This is a genomic window from Sulfurimonas sp. NW7, from assembly GCF_051132265.1.
Lineage (GTDB): Bacteria > Campylobacterota > Campylobacteria > Campylobacterales > Sulfurimonadaceae > Sulfurimonas > Sulfurimonas hydrogeniphila.
The window spans coordinates 1,977,944-1,991,648 of the sequence record NZ_CP093235.1; the positions used below are offsets into that span (position 1 = coordinate 1,977,944).

General features: G+C 39.4%; 13 protein-coding genes and 1 tRNA gene. 6 read left to right on the plus strand and 8 right to left on the minus strand.

Features of this window, described 5'->3' with window-relative positions:
* The 4 genes from MLC35_RS10370 to rplM form a co-directional block, all read right to left on the minus strand.
* The gene (locus MLC35_RS10370; RefSeq protein ID WP_434636908.1) at positions 1-1,518 is read right to left on the minus strand and encodes a peptide-binding protein; all 1,518 of its coding nucleotides are present in this window, start codon (positions 1,516-1,518) and stop codon (positions 1-3) included.
* Complete coding sequence (locus MLC35_RS10375; RefSeq protein ID WP_434636910.1) at positions 1,518-2,873, minus strand: hypothetical protein; 1,356 nt, start codon at positions 2,871-2,873, stop codon at positions 1,518-1,520. Before MLC35_RS10375 ends, MLC35_RS10370 begins: the two co-directional genes overlap by 1 nt.
* A 127-nt stretch (positions 2,874-3,000) precedes the next feature.
* On the minus strand, positions 3,001-3,393 hold the full coding sequence (gene rpsI / locus MLC35_RS10380) for a 30S ribosomal protein S9 (RefSeq protein ID WP_151899451.1): 393 nt from the start codon (positions 3,391-3,393) through the stop codon (positions 3,001-3,003).
* Positions 3,394-3,404: 11 nt separating this feature from the next.
* Entirely contained in the window at positions 3,405-3,827 is a 423-nt protein-coding gene (gene rplM / locus MLC35_RS10385; protein WP_151899450.1) for a 50S ribosomal protein L13, read from the minus strand.
* Positions 3,828-3,945: 118 nt separating this feature from the next.
* On the opposite strand from rplM, the gene modA reads away from it, so the two are divergent.
* The 6 genes from modA to MLC35_RS10415 all read left to right on the plus strand — a co-directional run bounded on the left by modA (position 3,946) and on the right by MLC35_RS10415 (position 10,138).
* Entirely contained in the window at positions 3,946-4,692 is a 747-nt protein-coding gene (gene modA / locus MLC35_RS10390; protein WP_434636912.1) for a molybdate ABC transporter substrate-binding protein, read from the plus strand.
* Complete coding sequence (locus MLC35_RS10395) at positions 4,689-5,087, plus strand: TOBE domain-containing protein (RefSeq protein ID WP_151899448.1); 399 nt, start codon at positions 4,689-4,691, stop codon at positions 5,085-5,087. Before modA ends, MLC35_RS10395 begins: the two co-directional genes overlap by 4 nt.
* Entirely contained in the window at positions 5,084-5,755 is a 672-nt protein-coding gene (gene modB / locus MLC35_RS10400) for a molybdate ABC transporter permease subunit (RefSeq protein ID WP_151899447.1), read from the plus strand. The genes MLC35_RS10395 and modB overlap by 4 nt, the downstream gene beginning before the upstream one ends.
* Positions 5,752-6,606 carry an ATP-binding cassette domain-containing protein gene (locus MLC35_RS10405; protein ID WP_434636915.1) on the plus strand — a complete coding sequence of 285 codons (855 nt, stop codon included), beginning with the start codon at positions 5,752-5,754 and terminating at the stop codon, positions 6,604-6,606. The genes modB and MLC35_RS10405 overlap by 4 nt, the downstream gene beginning before the upstream one ends.
* Positions 6,607-6,704: 98 nt before the next feature.
* On the plus strand, positions 6,705-8,384 hold the full coding sequence (locus tag MLC35_RS10410) for an EAL domain-containing protein (protein ID WP_434636917.1): 1,680 nt from the start codon (positions 6,705-6,707) through the stop codon (positions 8,382-8,384).
* Positions 8,385-8,485: 101 nt separating this feature from the next.
* Positions 8,486-10,138 (plus strand): EAL domain-containing protein, encoded by a 1,653-nt coding sequence (locus MLC35_RS10415; RefSeq protein WP_188110016.1) that lies wholly within the window; start codon positions 8,486-8,488, stop codon positions 10,136-10,138.
* A gap of 104 nt (positions 10,139-10,242) precedes the next feature.
* On the opposite strand, the gene MLC35_RS10420 is transcribed toward MLC35_RS10415, so the two are convergent.
* From MLC35_RS10420 to MLC35_RS10435, 4 genes are all read right to left on the minus strand, one after another.
* Positions 10,243-10,326, minus strand: a tRNA-Leu gene (locus tag MLC35_RS10420).
* Between the two features lie 71 nt (positions 10,327-10,397).
* Complete coding sequence (locus MLC35_RS10425; protein ID WP_151899443.1) at positions 10,398-10,712, minus strand: F0F1 ATP synthase subunit C; 315 nt, start codon at positions 10,710-10,712, stop codon at positions 10,398-10,400.
* A gap of 141 nt (positions 10,713-10,853) precedes the next feature.
* Positions 10,854-13,034, minus strand: a complete 2,181-nt coding sequence (locus MLC35_RS10430) for a polyribonucleotide nucleotidyltransferase (protein WP_434636919.1) — start codon at positions 13,032-13,034, stop codon at positions 10,854-10,856.
* On the minus strand, positions 13,031-13,699 hold the full coding sequence (locus MLC35_RS10435) for a phosphoribosyltransferase (protein WP_151899441.1): 669 nt from the start codon (positions 13,697-13,699) through the stop codon (positions 13,031-13,033). The genes MLC35_RS10430 and MLC35_RS10435 overlap by 4 nt, the downstream gene beginning before the upstream one ends.
* Between the last annotated feature and the right edge of the window lie 6 nt (positions 13,700-13,705).

Sequence of the window (13,705 nt, forward strand, 5' to 3'; positions counted from 1 at the left end):
TCAGTTTTTCTCCCATTGTATGTAGTTGTGCCATATACCGCTTTGTGCCGGTTGAATATGCTTTATCTTTTTGTTCACGGCCGTGATGGAATTTGGAATATACAAAAAAAGATAAGGGTTGTCCTCTGCAATGATTTTAAACATCTTTCTCCACAGCTCTCCCAGTTTTTTTCTGTCAATTGTCGCCTGCGATTTTTCTATCATTGCGTCTATTTCACTGTTGTGATAGCCTACAAGGTTAAAACCGCCCGGTTTATCGCTTTTTGAGTGCCAGAACATATAGGGGTCGGGTGTAGGTGAGAGTCCCCAGCCCAAAAGAACCGTGTCAAATTTATGCGGAAAAACCACCATATTTAAAAAGGCCTGCCACTCCATGACTCTCAGCTTGACAATTACACCGGCTTTTTTGAGCTGATACTGCAGGATTTCTGCCGCATAGGGGCGAATCGAGCTGGCGTTTGATGTGGCTATTTCAAAAGTAAAAGGGTGCTGCTCGTCATAACCTGCCTCTTTAAGCAGTCTTTTTGCCTCCCCAATATTTTGTGTCGGAGCTTTGACATCAGGATTAAAGGCAATTGTTCCCGGCAGAAACGGACCCGTGCAGACCTTTGCATGTTTTAAAAAAAGGATGTCGATGAGTTCCTGCCTGTCAATCGCCAAAGAGAGTGCGCGTCTGACTTTCGGATTTTGAAACTTCTTTTTTCGCAGATTAAATCCGAGATATGTATAGGAGAGAGTGATTTTTTCATATATATTGAAGTTTTCAAAAAATTTCTGAGTAAGCTGTCTTTCATAGACGAAAGGCTCTACACTGCCGATATCCAGTTGTCCTGATTTAAGCATCAGAAATCTTGTCATTGCATCACCGATAACATGAAAAGAAACAGTATCTATCTTTGGTCTGCCCTCGAAATACGCATCAAAAGCAGAGAGCTCTATATTTTTTGAGTATTCAAGACGTGTCAGTTTATAGGGACCTGTCCCTGTCGGATGTGTATTAAAAGAGGCGTTCATCAGGTTTTTTTCGTTTTTTAAAACATGTTCAGGAAGTATTCCCATCATCCATGTCTCAAGTGCCTTAAAGTAAGGTTTTGTGTATCGTACTTCTATCTTGTAGTCATTGATAATCCTGACGCTTTTGACAAAACGAAAATCTGAACTGTAAGGAGAAACTATTTTATCTGAGAGAAGTGTTTTATAGGTAAAGAGTACATCCTTGGCACTGAATTTTTTGCCGTCATGCCACAAAACATTTTTTTTCAGTTCAAAAACAAGTGTTTTATTGTCTTTAAAATAAAATTTCTCTGCCAAATCCCCTATAATCTCTTTGGAATCTTTGTCATATTTGACAAGCCCGTTAAATATAAAAGAGCTGATTTCCGAGGAAGAAGAATCTGTTGCCAAAACAGGATTGAGTCTTGAAGGATTTGACGATGTAGCCAGATGCAAAGTGGCTCCGTTGAGAGAGCCCAAGAAGAAACTCCAGGAAAAAAAAAGAAAAAAAACCGTCTTTGCCATTACTGTACAACTTTACCGTTTACTGTAAGTCTGCTGTCTGTAAATGCTATATCAAAATAGACACTCTGCGCATCCTCTTTTGCATAGGATACAATCACTGCTGCCGCAGGTGTATCTTCTATCATTTTGAGATAGAGTGCTTTTGCCACTTTTATTTTCATATTCATCTGTGCATTTGCAAGCAGCAACAGAGGTGACATCTTGAGTTTTTTGGCAAAATCTTTGTCCTGTGCTATTTTCAAATCACTTTGAATTTTCATACTGCCAAGTTCTTCAATCCTGTTGAGTGTTATATTTTCAAAGGAGAGGTCCGATACCTTTACATGTAAACCGTGTGCAAGCATGGCAAGCAAGGCCTGCTGTTTTATCTGTTTTGATTGTGTGAGTAACTGCGAAAATTTTTCATAGCTTTGTTTGTCCAGGTCCTCAATAGAGATATCGCTGTTGAATGCTTTGAGAGAAAAATTTAATTTATTTGCGTGAAATATCAAAGTATCTATAAAGCTTTTTGAATGCAATGCCACTTTGCCGTCTTTTTCAGAAGAAGAGGAAGCCATATCCACATTACCAAGAGATATATTGATATCATCCTGAGAATTTTTCATCAAAAACTTGATTTGAAATACTTTAGTATCCGTTGTATAGTGGGAAAAAGATGTAAATTCACTCCTGTTTTGCAAATTATTTATCTCAAAAGAGAGTGCATTTGCAGCATCTTCTAAAGCGAGCTTCATTGTTTGTAGATGAAAAGTCATATTTTCTGCTGCAAAAAGGCTTCCCTCTCCGCTAAACCTGACACCTTCTAACTGCATACGCACATTTGCATTCTTTTTTACACTGTAATGTGCATCTATATCTTTGACAAAGCCGTTAAAATCACTACTGAGCACATTGTACTCTACATGATACAAAAGCCCTTTTGCATTAAGAAAATCAGTAAAATATCTGTAGGCTTGCGGATTGTTTTTTTTCATCTCCTGCATAAGTGTATTTGCAAGCTGCAAAGGATATACCTCTACAGTCACAGCCTTTGAAAAGGGAATATTGCTGTAGGCAACATCTGCGCCTATTGTCGCACCTTGAAAAACTTTCTCTACAGCCGGCGGCACTGCTGATTTTGTGTAAGAACGTAAATAGTTTTGCAGTGCCTGTGTATCTTGCAAAACAAATTCAAAATGCTGTTTTGTGTTAAGATAACCGCTCTCTTTTGTACTCTTTTTAAGTACCAGACCCTGTGACTGCAAAACCTGAATATTTTCATCTATAAGTTTTTGCATGAAACTGTTGCCGAGAAACGGAAAAAGAAGCATTATGAGCATGGTAAACAGTGTGAGAATGAGCGTTGTTTTTTTCATATAAATACCTGCTTTTTTATGGAACAGACATTATATACTAATAGAGTTAATTTATTGTGTACTTTGCAAAAAGGAGATAAAAAAGAATTTTACCAATGCAAAAGGCATTGATAAAAATTCCAAACGATTAACGTTTAGAGAACTGGCGAGAACGACGAGCTTTACGCTTACCTGGCTTCTTACGTTCAACAACACGTGAGTCACGAGTCATCATACCTTCAGGTTTAAGCATTGCTTTTAATTCCGGATTGTATGCTACCAAAGCACGGGAAATTCCGTGACGAAGTGCATCTGCCTGACCACCGAAACCACCGCCTAAAGTAGTAGCAACGATATCAACATTTGTTTCTTGTTTTGTTACTACCAATGGCTGTTTTACACGAAGTTTTTTCGCTTCAAGTCCACCCAACCATGCGTCTAACGAAAGACCGTTGATAGTGATTTTACCGGTTCCTGGAGTTAACCATACTTTTGCTACAGAGGCTTTACGACGACCTGTTGCATATATTTTATTTGCCATATAATCAGTCCTTATTTAGCAATTTGTGCAGTGTGAGGATGTTCAGCACCTGCATAAATTTTTAATTTTTTAAGCATTTTAGCACCAAGCTTTGTTTTAGGAAGCATACCGCGAGTTGCCAACTTATACAGTTTCTCAGGGTTCTTTTCTAAAAGCTCAGTCATTTTAACGCTCTTTGTACTACCGAAGTACCCAGAGTGAGAAAAATATTCTTTGTTTGCTATTTTTCCAAGACCGTTAAATTTTGCCTTAGAAGCGTTGATGATAACTACGTAGTCACCACAGTCGATATTAGGAGTAAAACACGGTTTGTTTTTCCCACGAAGTATAGTAGCTACTTCAGTGATCATACGACCGAATGTTTTACCCTCAGCATCAATCAAAACCCATTTTTGATCGATTTGTTCAGGAGTTGCAATTTTTGTAAATTTCATTCTCGAACCCTTCAAGTAATTTTATTTGATGGAAGTATAGCCGTATAAACTTATAAAGAACTGAATTTAAGTTATTTATAAGCTTTGCCGATTAGGGTTTCTCTGCTATAATCTTGTAATGAAAAATTATCTTATTATACTTTTATTCTCCTTTACAACTGTTTTGGCGGGTACTCTCAACATTGCAACCGCGGCAAATGTCAGTTATGCCCTTCCCCGACTGATAAAAGAATTTCAAAAAAATAATCCGCAAACAAAAATACAAATGACTATAGGCAGCAGTGGAAAACTCACAGCACAGATAATGCACGGCGCACCTTATGACATTTTTCTCTCTGCAAATATGGCCTATCCAAAAAAATTGTACGAAAAAGGCTTTGCTCTGACCAAACCGGTTGTGTATGCCCGGGGCGCGCTTGCTCTTTTTAGCACAAAAAAAAGAGACTTTCAGCAGGGAACAGCTCTCGTTCTTGACAAAAATATCAGAACAATAGCCATAGCCAATCCGCAAACCGCACCTTACGGAATAGCAGCGCGTCAGGCACTGCAAAATGCCTCTTTGTATAAAAAAATCAAAAAGAAACTTGTTTACGGAGAGTCTGTCGGACAGACTGTTGCCTATGCAGTCACGGCAGCTGATTTGGGTTTTATCGCCAAGTCAGCACTCTTTTCTCCTAAAATGAAACAGTATAAAGAAGGCGTCAATTTTAAAGATGTTGATCCAAAACTCTACACACCCATTGCACAGGGTATTGTTTTGCTCAAACATTCCACAGACAATGCAGACGCACACTCTTTTTACACCTTTTTACTCTCACAACCGGCAAAAGAGATTTTCAAAGCGTACGGATACAGTGTACAATGAATACAATTCCAGCAAAAGCAGAGACAATCCAAACAGTGCAAAACTTACATGTAGTACACTTTACATGTAATGAGAGCACGCTGGGCATGATGAGCCTTGAATTGCCCCAAACACTCACACAAAACACAGAAGTTCTCCTTACATGTAAACCCACAGCCATCGCCATAGCAAAAAATCTTCAGGGAGAACTGAGCCATGCAAACCAGTTACATGTAACGGTGCGTTCTATAGAAGTCGGAGAGCTCTTGTCTGTTGTAGAGTTACAGTTTTATGACAATGTTTTGGAGTCCATCATCACAAGCGATTCTTTGCAAAGAATGCAGTTGCATGTAGGGGAATCTGTCATCGCACTGATAAAATCAAGTGATTTGTCACTCAAGGAGATAGTTTCATGAGTTTTGAACCCTTTGTGCTCTCCTTCAAACTTGCGGCGTTGACAGCTTTTATTCTCTTTTGTATCGCCCTGCCGCTTGCATGGTTTCTCTCACAGACAAAATCACAAACAAAACCTTTTTTAGAAGCCCTTACAGCTTTGCCAATTGTTCTGCCCCCTTCTGTTTTGGGGTTTTATCTGCTTTGGGCATTTGCATACAGCTCCCCAATCGGTCACTTTTTTGAAGAGACTTTTGATGTCAAACTTGTTTTTTCTTTTACGGGACTTGTTGTGGCAAGTTGTTTTTACTCTTTGCCATTTATGGTGCAGCCTCTTCAAAACGGGTTTGAGAGTCTCAACAAAAATATGCTTGAGGCGAGTTACATTGCCGGCAAAAGCAAACTCCAGACTCTGTTTTTTGTCGCCCTGCCAAATATGAAACCGGCGGTACTCACTGCCGTCATTGTCACTTTTGCCCATACAGTCGGAGAATTCGGCGTAGTTTTAATGGTAGGCGGCAGCATACCGGGTGAGACAAAGGTGGCCTCTGTAGCCATTTATGAAATGGTGGAAAATATGGACTACACTGCCGCTCATATCTACAGCGCCATAATGGTGGGCATCTCTTTTGCAGTACTTCTGAGCGTCTACATCTTTAATGCCAGACACAACAGAAGGTTTGGATTATGATACATATAGATGTCACAAAAACACTTCACGGAGCCCAGGGCGTTATGCCTTTACATGTAAAGCTCAATATTAAAGAGGGCGAGTTTGTAGCCATCAGTGGGAAAAGCGGCAGCGGAAAGACTACACTTTTGAGAATTTTAGCAGGGCTTGAAGAGGCCAAAGGGAGCATCACTGTACAAAACAGCGTCTGGCTTGATGCAAAAGGGGCCCTGTCTGTTCAAAAAAGAGCCATCGGTTTTGTTTTTCAGGAGTATGCCCTTTTTGAAAATATGAGTGTAGAAAAAAATCTGCTTTTTGTCAACAATGACAAAAAATTAGCCGAGCATCTTTTGGAATTGAGTGAACTCTCCAGCCTCAAAGAACGCTATCCAAACAGCCTCAGCGGCGGGCAGAAACAGAGAGTCAGCATCTGCCGTGCCTTGATGAAAAAACCAAAAATATTACTGCTTGACGAACCCCTCTCGGCACTTGACCCTGCTATGCGGACAAAGCTGCAAAACGAACTGCTTGTGCTGCATAAAGAGTTTGGCACGACAACCATTATGGTCAGTCACGACCCGAGCGAAATATACCGTCTTGCCTCTCGTGTCATCATTTTACAAAACGGAAAAATAATCAATGACGGCGCACCAAAAGAGGTTTTGCTCAAGACGCAGGGCAGTCAAAAATTTTCTTTTGAGGGAGAACTGCTCGATATTAAAAAAGCAGATGTCATCTACATCGCTGTTGTAGCCATAGGACAGCAACTCGTCGAGGTTGTCGTCAGCTCCACAGAAGCCAAAAATCTCCAAATCGGACAAAATGTCAGACTCAGTACAAAGGCTTTTACCCCGACTGTCACACAAAACTAAAGCTTTTTATTGGCTTAACGGTATTCCCCCCCCGTTTATTATAAACAGATATTAATCTTTTTCATGCTAGTCTATGGCTAATACTACTAGGAAATATAATGATGTCTGAAAAATATTGGGAAATTTTAGTCGTTGATGATGATGTTTCTACGCATAATGTCATTAAGAAAGAACTGCAAAATATCTTTATTCAAAACAAACCTGTCAAAATCCTCCATGCACACAATGCACAAGAGGCGAAAGAACTCTTAAAAAACAATGCTGATACTGCTATTGCTTTTATTGACATATCCATGGAAACACCCGACGCAGGCTTGAAGCTTGTTGAACATATAAGAAATGTTCTGCACAACAGCAACATAAGAATTGTCATGATAGACAGCGGAAACTCGCCGGTTCCTCCTGATAAAATTTTTGACCATTATGATATTAACGGCTACAAAGAAAGAGAAGAAATTGTAAGCGGTAAATTTTATTTTATCATCCGCAATGCACTTAAGCAGTATGAACAGTACAAAGAGATCAAATCCAGCAGAGATGAAATCTATAAAAAGATGACGACCAATAATGTAACCAATCTGCCAAACAGAATCAAACTCTCAGAATATCTGGACACAATGGGAGAAAAATCTCTTATACTCATTAATATAGACGACTTCAGCCTCATCAATGAACATAACGGGTTTGACTTTGGCAATGAAGTACTGCGTGCTTTTGCAAAATTTTTGGAGAAAAAATATGGCAGATATGCCCAGGTTTTTCATCTGCACTCCGATAATTTCGTACTCTTGTGTGTCAAACTCGAAAATGAAACAACCGAAGAGAATATTTTACGCATCAAAGACGATATTGCAAAATATATTTTTAACGTCAACGGTATAAAAACACGCCTGACAGCAAGTATAGGCATTGCACTGTACGAACGCGGAAATATCATCCAAAAAGCGGAGTTTGCCCTCAAAGAGGCACGCCGTTACGGCAAGAACAGTATTCAAAAGTATACAGATGATTTGAACATACTCCGGACGATTCATACCAATTCACTATGGAGTACAAGGGTACGCGATGCCCTGCACAACCATAAAATGCATACCTATTTTCAGCCTATTTTAGAAGTAAAAACCGGTAAAATCATTAAATACGAAGCCCTTGTCAGACTGGAATACGAAAATGAGATCTACTCCCCTTTTCATTTTTTGGATGCGGCACTCTACAGCGGACAGATATTTAAAATATTTCAGTTTGTTTTGGAAGAGGCCTGCAAAAAGGCTGTCCAAAGCACTTACTTTTTTACGGTAAATATCAGCCAGTACGATATGCAATATCCTGATTTTCTTCCGACAGTCAAAAAGATAGTAAAGAAATATAACCTGCCCCATTCCCGTATTACTTTTGAAATTCTGGAAAATGACAGCATTGCCCACAACAAAAATATTCAGGCACTGCTGAATGAACTCCATGCAGAGGGCTTTCGGCTTGCCATAGATGACTTTGGTGCCCAGTGTTCAAACTTTGGACAGCTTAACAACCTGCCCACAGATTTCATTAAAATTGACGGAGCCTACATCAAAAATATCATAACAGATGAAAACTCTCAGATAGTCACGACTACCATTATTGACTTTGCCCACAAAAAAGGGATTCCGGTCATTGCAGAATATGTCTGTTCCAAAGAGGTGTATGATTATGTAAAGGCTTTGGGCGTGGAGTATGTGCAGGGGTATGAAATAGCAGAACCGAAACCTGATCTGCAGGAATTAGACTCCTTGTCTCCTTAGTACAGATAAAAAGCCTTTCCTTCTGAGAATCCTCATTTAATTGATTAATAAAAGTTTTATGAGCAGCGATATATAATAGTTACTAACGCATGGAGTTCATAATGTCTACAAAATTTTGGGAAATACTACTGGTTGGCAATGATGCTTTTGTCCACGATATTTTAAAGGAAAAGTTGGGAGATGCCGTCATTTTCCATAAAAAGCTCAAAGTACTTCATGCACACAACGCAGAAGAAGCACGAAAAATCATTCAAAACAATAAAGATATCGCTGTTGCCTTTATAGATATCAATATAGAAAAACTAAGCGGCGGACTGCAATTAATCAACTACATTCGGGCACAAATCAGTACTACAATGCGCATAGTCATTATAGACAGTGTAGACTCAGCTGTTCCCACTGATGAAATTCTTGAGCATTATGATATAAATGACTACAGGTCACGCGCCTGCATAGAGTCTCAAAAATTCTTTCTGACTGTGCGTGCAGCTATCAAACAGTACCAGCAGTTTAAAGACATTCAAGACAAAAAAGATGAAATTTACACTAAGATGACTACAAATGAGGTGACAAAACTGCCAAATCGGCTCAAACTCTCTGAAAATCTCAGCAGTAGCGGAAAGAAATCTCTCATACTTATCAATATTGATGATTTCAGTGTTATTAACAACCACAACGGATTTGATTTTGGAGACAAAGTTCTGCGGGCTTTTTCCCGTTTTTTATTGGAAAAATATACACAGGATGCCCAGGTTTTTCACCTTGAAGCAGATGTTTTTGCCATGCTCTATACACAGGGAGACACGCTCACAACCGAGCAGAGAATTACAAAGGTAAAAGATGATATTTACAACCATCTTTTCTCCATCAACGGTATTAAAATACATTTGACTGCCAGCATTGGTGTTGTCATCGATGACTATGGAAACATTATACAAAAAGCAGAATTTGCCTTAAAAGAAGCCCGTCTGTATGGAAAAAACAATCTGAAGAAATACAGTGATGATTTGACGATTCTGCGAACTATCCATTCAAACTCTTTGTGGACAGGAAGAATCCGGGATGCCCTGAGTGAGCATAGAATTCTTACCTATTTTCAGCCTATAAAAAATCTTAAAACAGATAAAATTGAAAAATATGAAAGTCTTGTCCGCATAGAGTATGAAGGTGAAATCTATTCTCCCTACCATTTTTTGGATGCCGCCCGCTACAGCGGACAGCTCTTTGAAATATTTAAAATAATCCTTGAAGAGGCCTGTAAAAAAATTCAGACCAGTGTTTATAATTTTACCGTCAACATCAGTGACTATGACTTGAAACATCCGCAGTTTATGGCAGTTGTGAAAAAAAATATCGAAAAATACAGTATCAGTCCGGAACGACTGACCTTTGAAATTTTGGAAAACAACAGTATCGCAAAACACAAAGAGATTCAAAAAACGCTTAATATTTTGCATGACCTCGGGTGTAAACTTGCCATTGATGACTTTGGCGCTGAGTGTTCAAATTTCGGACAGCTCAACAACCTAAAAATTGATTTTATAAAAATAGACGGGGTATTTATCAAAAACATCGTTGCAGACAGAAACTCCCAGATTACCGCAAAAACAATACTCGACTATGCGCACCAGAAAAACATTCCGGTCATTGCCGAATTTGTCTGTTCCCTGGAAGTATATGATTATGTAAAAAAAATGGGGATAGATTATGCCCAGGGTTATGAAATATCGGAACCTAAGCCTGAACTATCTTAACGGTATCTGCCAAAATATAGCATATATGTCCACGCACTTCATCTTCCGTTGTCTTTTATGCCGGTTTTTAAATATTGCTTTGAAAGTTCGAAAATAGGGGGTTATGGTGCGCAGAGGGGGATTTGAACCCCCACACCCGAAGGCACAACGACCTCAACGTTGCGTGTCTACCGTTCCACCACCTGCGCATTTGTGTGGTATAAAAGTGACCTGACTCTTTGGGAGCCAGGTCTGAGGTATATTTAGTAATCTCTAAAGATTATCCTAAATACGGGTTAGCGTAAAGTGCGATTAACGCAATTACCAGTGCATAAATAACCTGTGCTTCGATCATTGCAAGAGCGATGAACATTGTAGTCATAAGTTTAGCACCAAGACCAGGGTTACGTGCAGTACCCGCAATAGTTGCAGCAGCAGTATGACCCATACCGATAGCTCCACCTAATGCAGCAAGACCAAGACCGAGACCCGCAGCGATCATTGAGTATGCTTTAAGAGTTTGGTTGGCAACCTCACCGTCATTTGCGAATGCAGCAGCAGAAAAAGCTACTAAAAGAAAAAGAATTTTTTTCATAATATATTCCTTGAAATAATTACAATCCGTTCGGATAGCGTAACCTCATTACATGTAATGAAGCAACCTGAACATAAATGCCCAGATTTCCCTACTAGAAATTGATAAGCGCATTATATGAAAGTTTTGCTAAATATTCTCTTATGCAAGACCTAAAGAAATTTTATTTCCTTTAAATTCTAAAATTTCCACCTTTACTTTATCGCCTTCACTTAAAATATCACTTACATTCTCCACACGTTTGTCTTTTGAAAGTTTGGATATGTGCAACAGGCCGTCTGTTCCGTCAGGCAACTCTATAAAAGCACCAAAGTCAACGATTTTTTTTACAGTCCCTTCGTATTTTCCGCCTACTTCATATTTTATTTTTTCTTTTTTCGGTGCATTGACAATTTTTTGAATATGCTCTTTTGCTCCCTCTACACCATTTTTGTTTTTACCGGTAATTTTAACTTTTCCCTCTTTTTTATCTATATCTATCGCCACTTCAAATTTTTCTATCATTTCACGGATTGTCTTTCCTGCCTGACCTATAATTTCACCGATAAATCCCGGATCAATATGAAAAAATTCTGTAACAGGGAGTACGCCGTCATTAAATTCTATTTTAGCCTCTGCATCAAGCATAATGTCAATAATATGCGCACGTCCTTCTTTTGCCTGATACAATGCTTCTTTTAAAATGTTCAGACTCACACCGCCGAGTTTGATATCCATCTGCATAGCGGTAATACCCTCTTTCGAACCGGTAACCTTGAAATCCATATCACCATCATGATCTTCAAGACCCATAATGTCAGAAAGAATTGCATAACGCTCTCCGTCACTTATCATACCCATGGCAATACCAGCAACCGTATCACTTGTCTCAAGCCCTGCAGCTTTAAGTGCAAGATACCCGCCACACACAGTTGCCATTGAAGAAGAACCGTTTGACTCCAGTATTTCAGACACCAGACGGACTGTCTGTCCATCAAGGTTGAGTATCGGTTCAAGCGCACGTTTTGCTAAATTTCCGTGTCCGAGTTCACGTCTTTTTGTTCCCATAATAGGAGAAGCTTCCCCTACCGAAAATCCCGGAAAGTTATAATGCACCATAAAGTTTTCATTTTGAGTGCCGGAATCTGTCAAACCTTCAAACATTTGCGCATCTTTGGGTCCGCCCATCGTTAAGACCACAAGAGCCTGTGTCTGTCCACGGGTGAAGAGACAAGAGGCATGCGCAGCCGGCAATACATTTGTATCAATACTGATAGGACGTATTTCTGTCAGTGTACGTCCGTCGGCTCTCACTTTTTCATTGAGTATCTGTGCACGCACCTGCTCTCTTTTAACCGCTTCTATTGCCGCTTTGAGTTCAAGTTCATCCCACTCCAGATTATTGGTAAGAATTCTTTTTCTGAGGTTTCTTAAGGCAGTTGAGCGTTCAGACTTTGCCATTTGATTCATGGCATCTATGATATCTTGCATATGACGTTCTTTCACAAAAGCCACCATCTCTTCATTTAAACCGTCTGTTTTGAGTTCCAGAGGTTTTATCTCTTTTTGATACGGTCCAAAGGCCACTTCATATTCAACATTTGAAGCAAAAAGAATTTTTTCTGTTTTATCAAGCACTTCTATCAGTTCATCTTCACTCATTGCATTGGATACATGTGTATCTACCACTATTGTACCAAGACTCGGATCCATCATCGGGTCAAGCATCGGCTCGTAGGTCTCTTCAACCTCAACCTTTTCACTGCCGATGGAACGCATCTCTATCATCAGTAAATCTTTCTTCGTTCCTGAAAGATACAAATCCAGTGTAGAGTTCTTCAGCTGTGAAAGTGTTGGGTTCAGTACAAGCTCTCCGTCTACTTTTGCTGCGCGAACCGCACATACACTGCTGTTTATATCTATGTCCGAAGTAAAAAGTGCAGCCGAAGCGGCATTAAGAGCAAGAAGCTGCATATCAGACTCAGGATCCGCCGAAAATACCATAATGGTAATTTGTGTCGGGTGCCCGAATCCTTTTGGAAACAAGGGACGCAGACTTCTGTCTACTATTCGTGATGTCAGAGTCTCAAAATCACTCGGCTTTGTTTCACGTTTGAAAAACCCTCCCGGAATTTTTCCGGCTGCATATGTTTTTTCTATATACTGTACAGTCAAAGGCAAAAAGTCATCTTTGACAACCTCAGTCTCATCAATCACTACCGTCGCCAGTATTACAGTTTTACCTGATTTAAGCCATGCCGAACCGTTTGCCTGTTTGGCAACATCACCAAAGGAGTATTCTTCTACTCTGTTTTCTAATTCTAATTTTACATCATACGTCATCTGTTATCCTTTAAATCTTTACTGAGTATTTCTTCTATTTCTTCATCGTCCATTATTGTTAAATTCTTATAATACAATGATGTTTCTACATAGTCATCTATGTCATACAGAAAAAATATGTCATCTACGAATGTTTCTAACAATTCCAAAACATCTCTTGGCAGTACAGGACTGGCAATATAAACTGCTTTTGGTTTCTGGGCCAAAACTGTTTTGAGTGCAGTCATAAACTTGCTTCCTGTCTCACTTCCCTCATCTACAAGTAAAACAATCTTGTTTTTCATAGGAGGAAACGGTCTTCCTTTGCGATACTTGTATATATAGCTAAGTATATCCTCTTCATGCTTTCTGTGAGCTTCTCCGTAGATATAATCATACTGTATTCCAAAGGCATTAATCAACTCTTCATTGAGGACAATCTCCTCTGTCTCACTGACTCTGGCAACTTCACATTCAGGATTGTTTGGCGCCATAATTGCTTCTAAAAAAAGAATTTCCAGGTTATTTTTCAACTTGCCTTTTATCAGTGAAGCCAATTCAAGTCCGCCTTTTGACACTGCAACAATATTCCACGCTTCTTCTTTTAATTTTTGCATAGGAAGTACATCACGAAGCTTTTGTGCTGCATCTTCCCTGTCTTGTAAAATATGCTTATACTTTTGCATCTTTTT

Coding starts and splice junctions, on each gene's coding strand:
- MLC35_RS10370 (WP_434636908.1), bottom strand. CDS start 1,518: ATGGCAAAGACGGTTTTTTTTCTTTTTTTTTCCTGGAGTTTCTTCTTG.
- MLC35_RS10375 (WP_434636910.1), bottom strand. CDS start 2,873: ATGAAAAAAACAACGCTCATTCTCACACTGTTTACCATGCTCATAATG.
- rpsI (WP_151899451.1), bottom strand. CDS start 3,393: ATGGCAAATAAAATATATGCAACAGGTCGTCGTAAAGCCTCTGTAGCA.
- rplM (WP_151899450.1), bottom strand. CDS start 3,827: ATGAAATTTACAAAAATTGCAACTCCTGAACAAATCGATCAAAAATGG.
- modA (WP_434636912.1), top strand. CDS start 3,946: ATGAAAAATTATCTTATTATACTTTTATTCTCCTTTACAACTGTTTTG.
- MLC35_RS10395 (WP_151899448.1), top strand. CDS start 4,689: ATGAATACAATTCCAGCAAAAGCAGAGACAATCCAAACAGTGCAAAAC.
- modB (WP_151899447.1), top strand. CDS start 5,084: ATGAGTTTTGAACCCTTTGTGCTCTCCTTCAAACTTGCGGCGTTGACA.
- MLC35_RS10405 (WP_434636915.1), top strand. CDS start 5,752: ATGATACATATAGATGTCACAAAAACACTTCACGGAGCCCAGGGCGTT.
- MLC35_RS10410 (WP_434636917.1), top strand. CDS start 6,705: ATGATGTCTGAAAAATATTGGGAAATTTTAGTCGTTGATGATGATGTT.
- MLC35_RS10415 (WP_188110016.1), top strand. CDS start 8,486: ATGTCTACAAAATTTTGGGAAATACTACTGGTTGGCAATGATGCTTTT.
- MLC35_RS10425 (WP_151899443.1), bottom strand. CDS start 10,712: ATGAAAAAAATTCTTTTTCTTTTAGTAGCTTTTTCTGCTGCTGCATTC.
- MLC35_RS10430 (WP_434636919.1), bottom strand. CDS start 13,034: ATGACGTATGATGTAAAATTAGAATTAGAAAACAGAGTAGAAGAATAC.
- MLC35_RS10435 (WP_151899441.1), bottom strand. CDS start 13,699: ATGCAAAAGTATAAGCATATTTTACAAGACAGGGAAGATGCAGCACAA.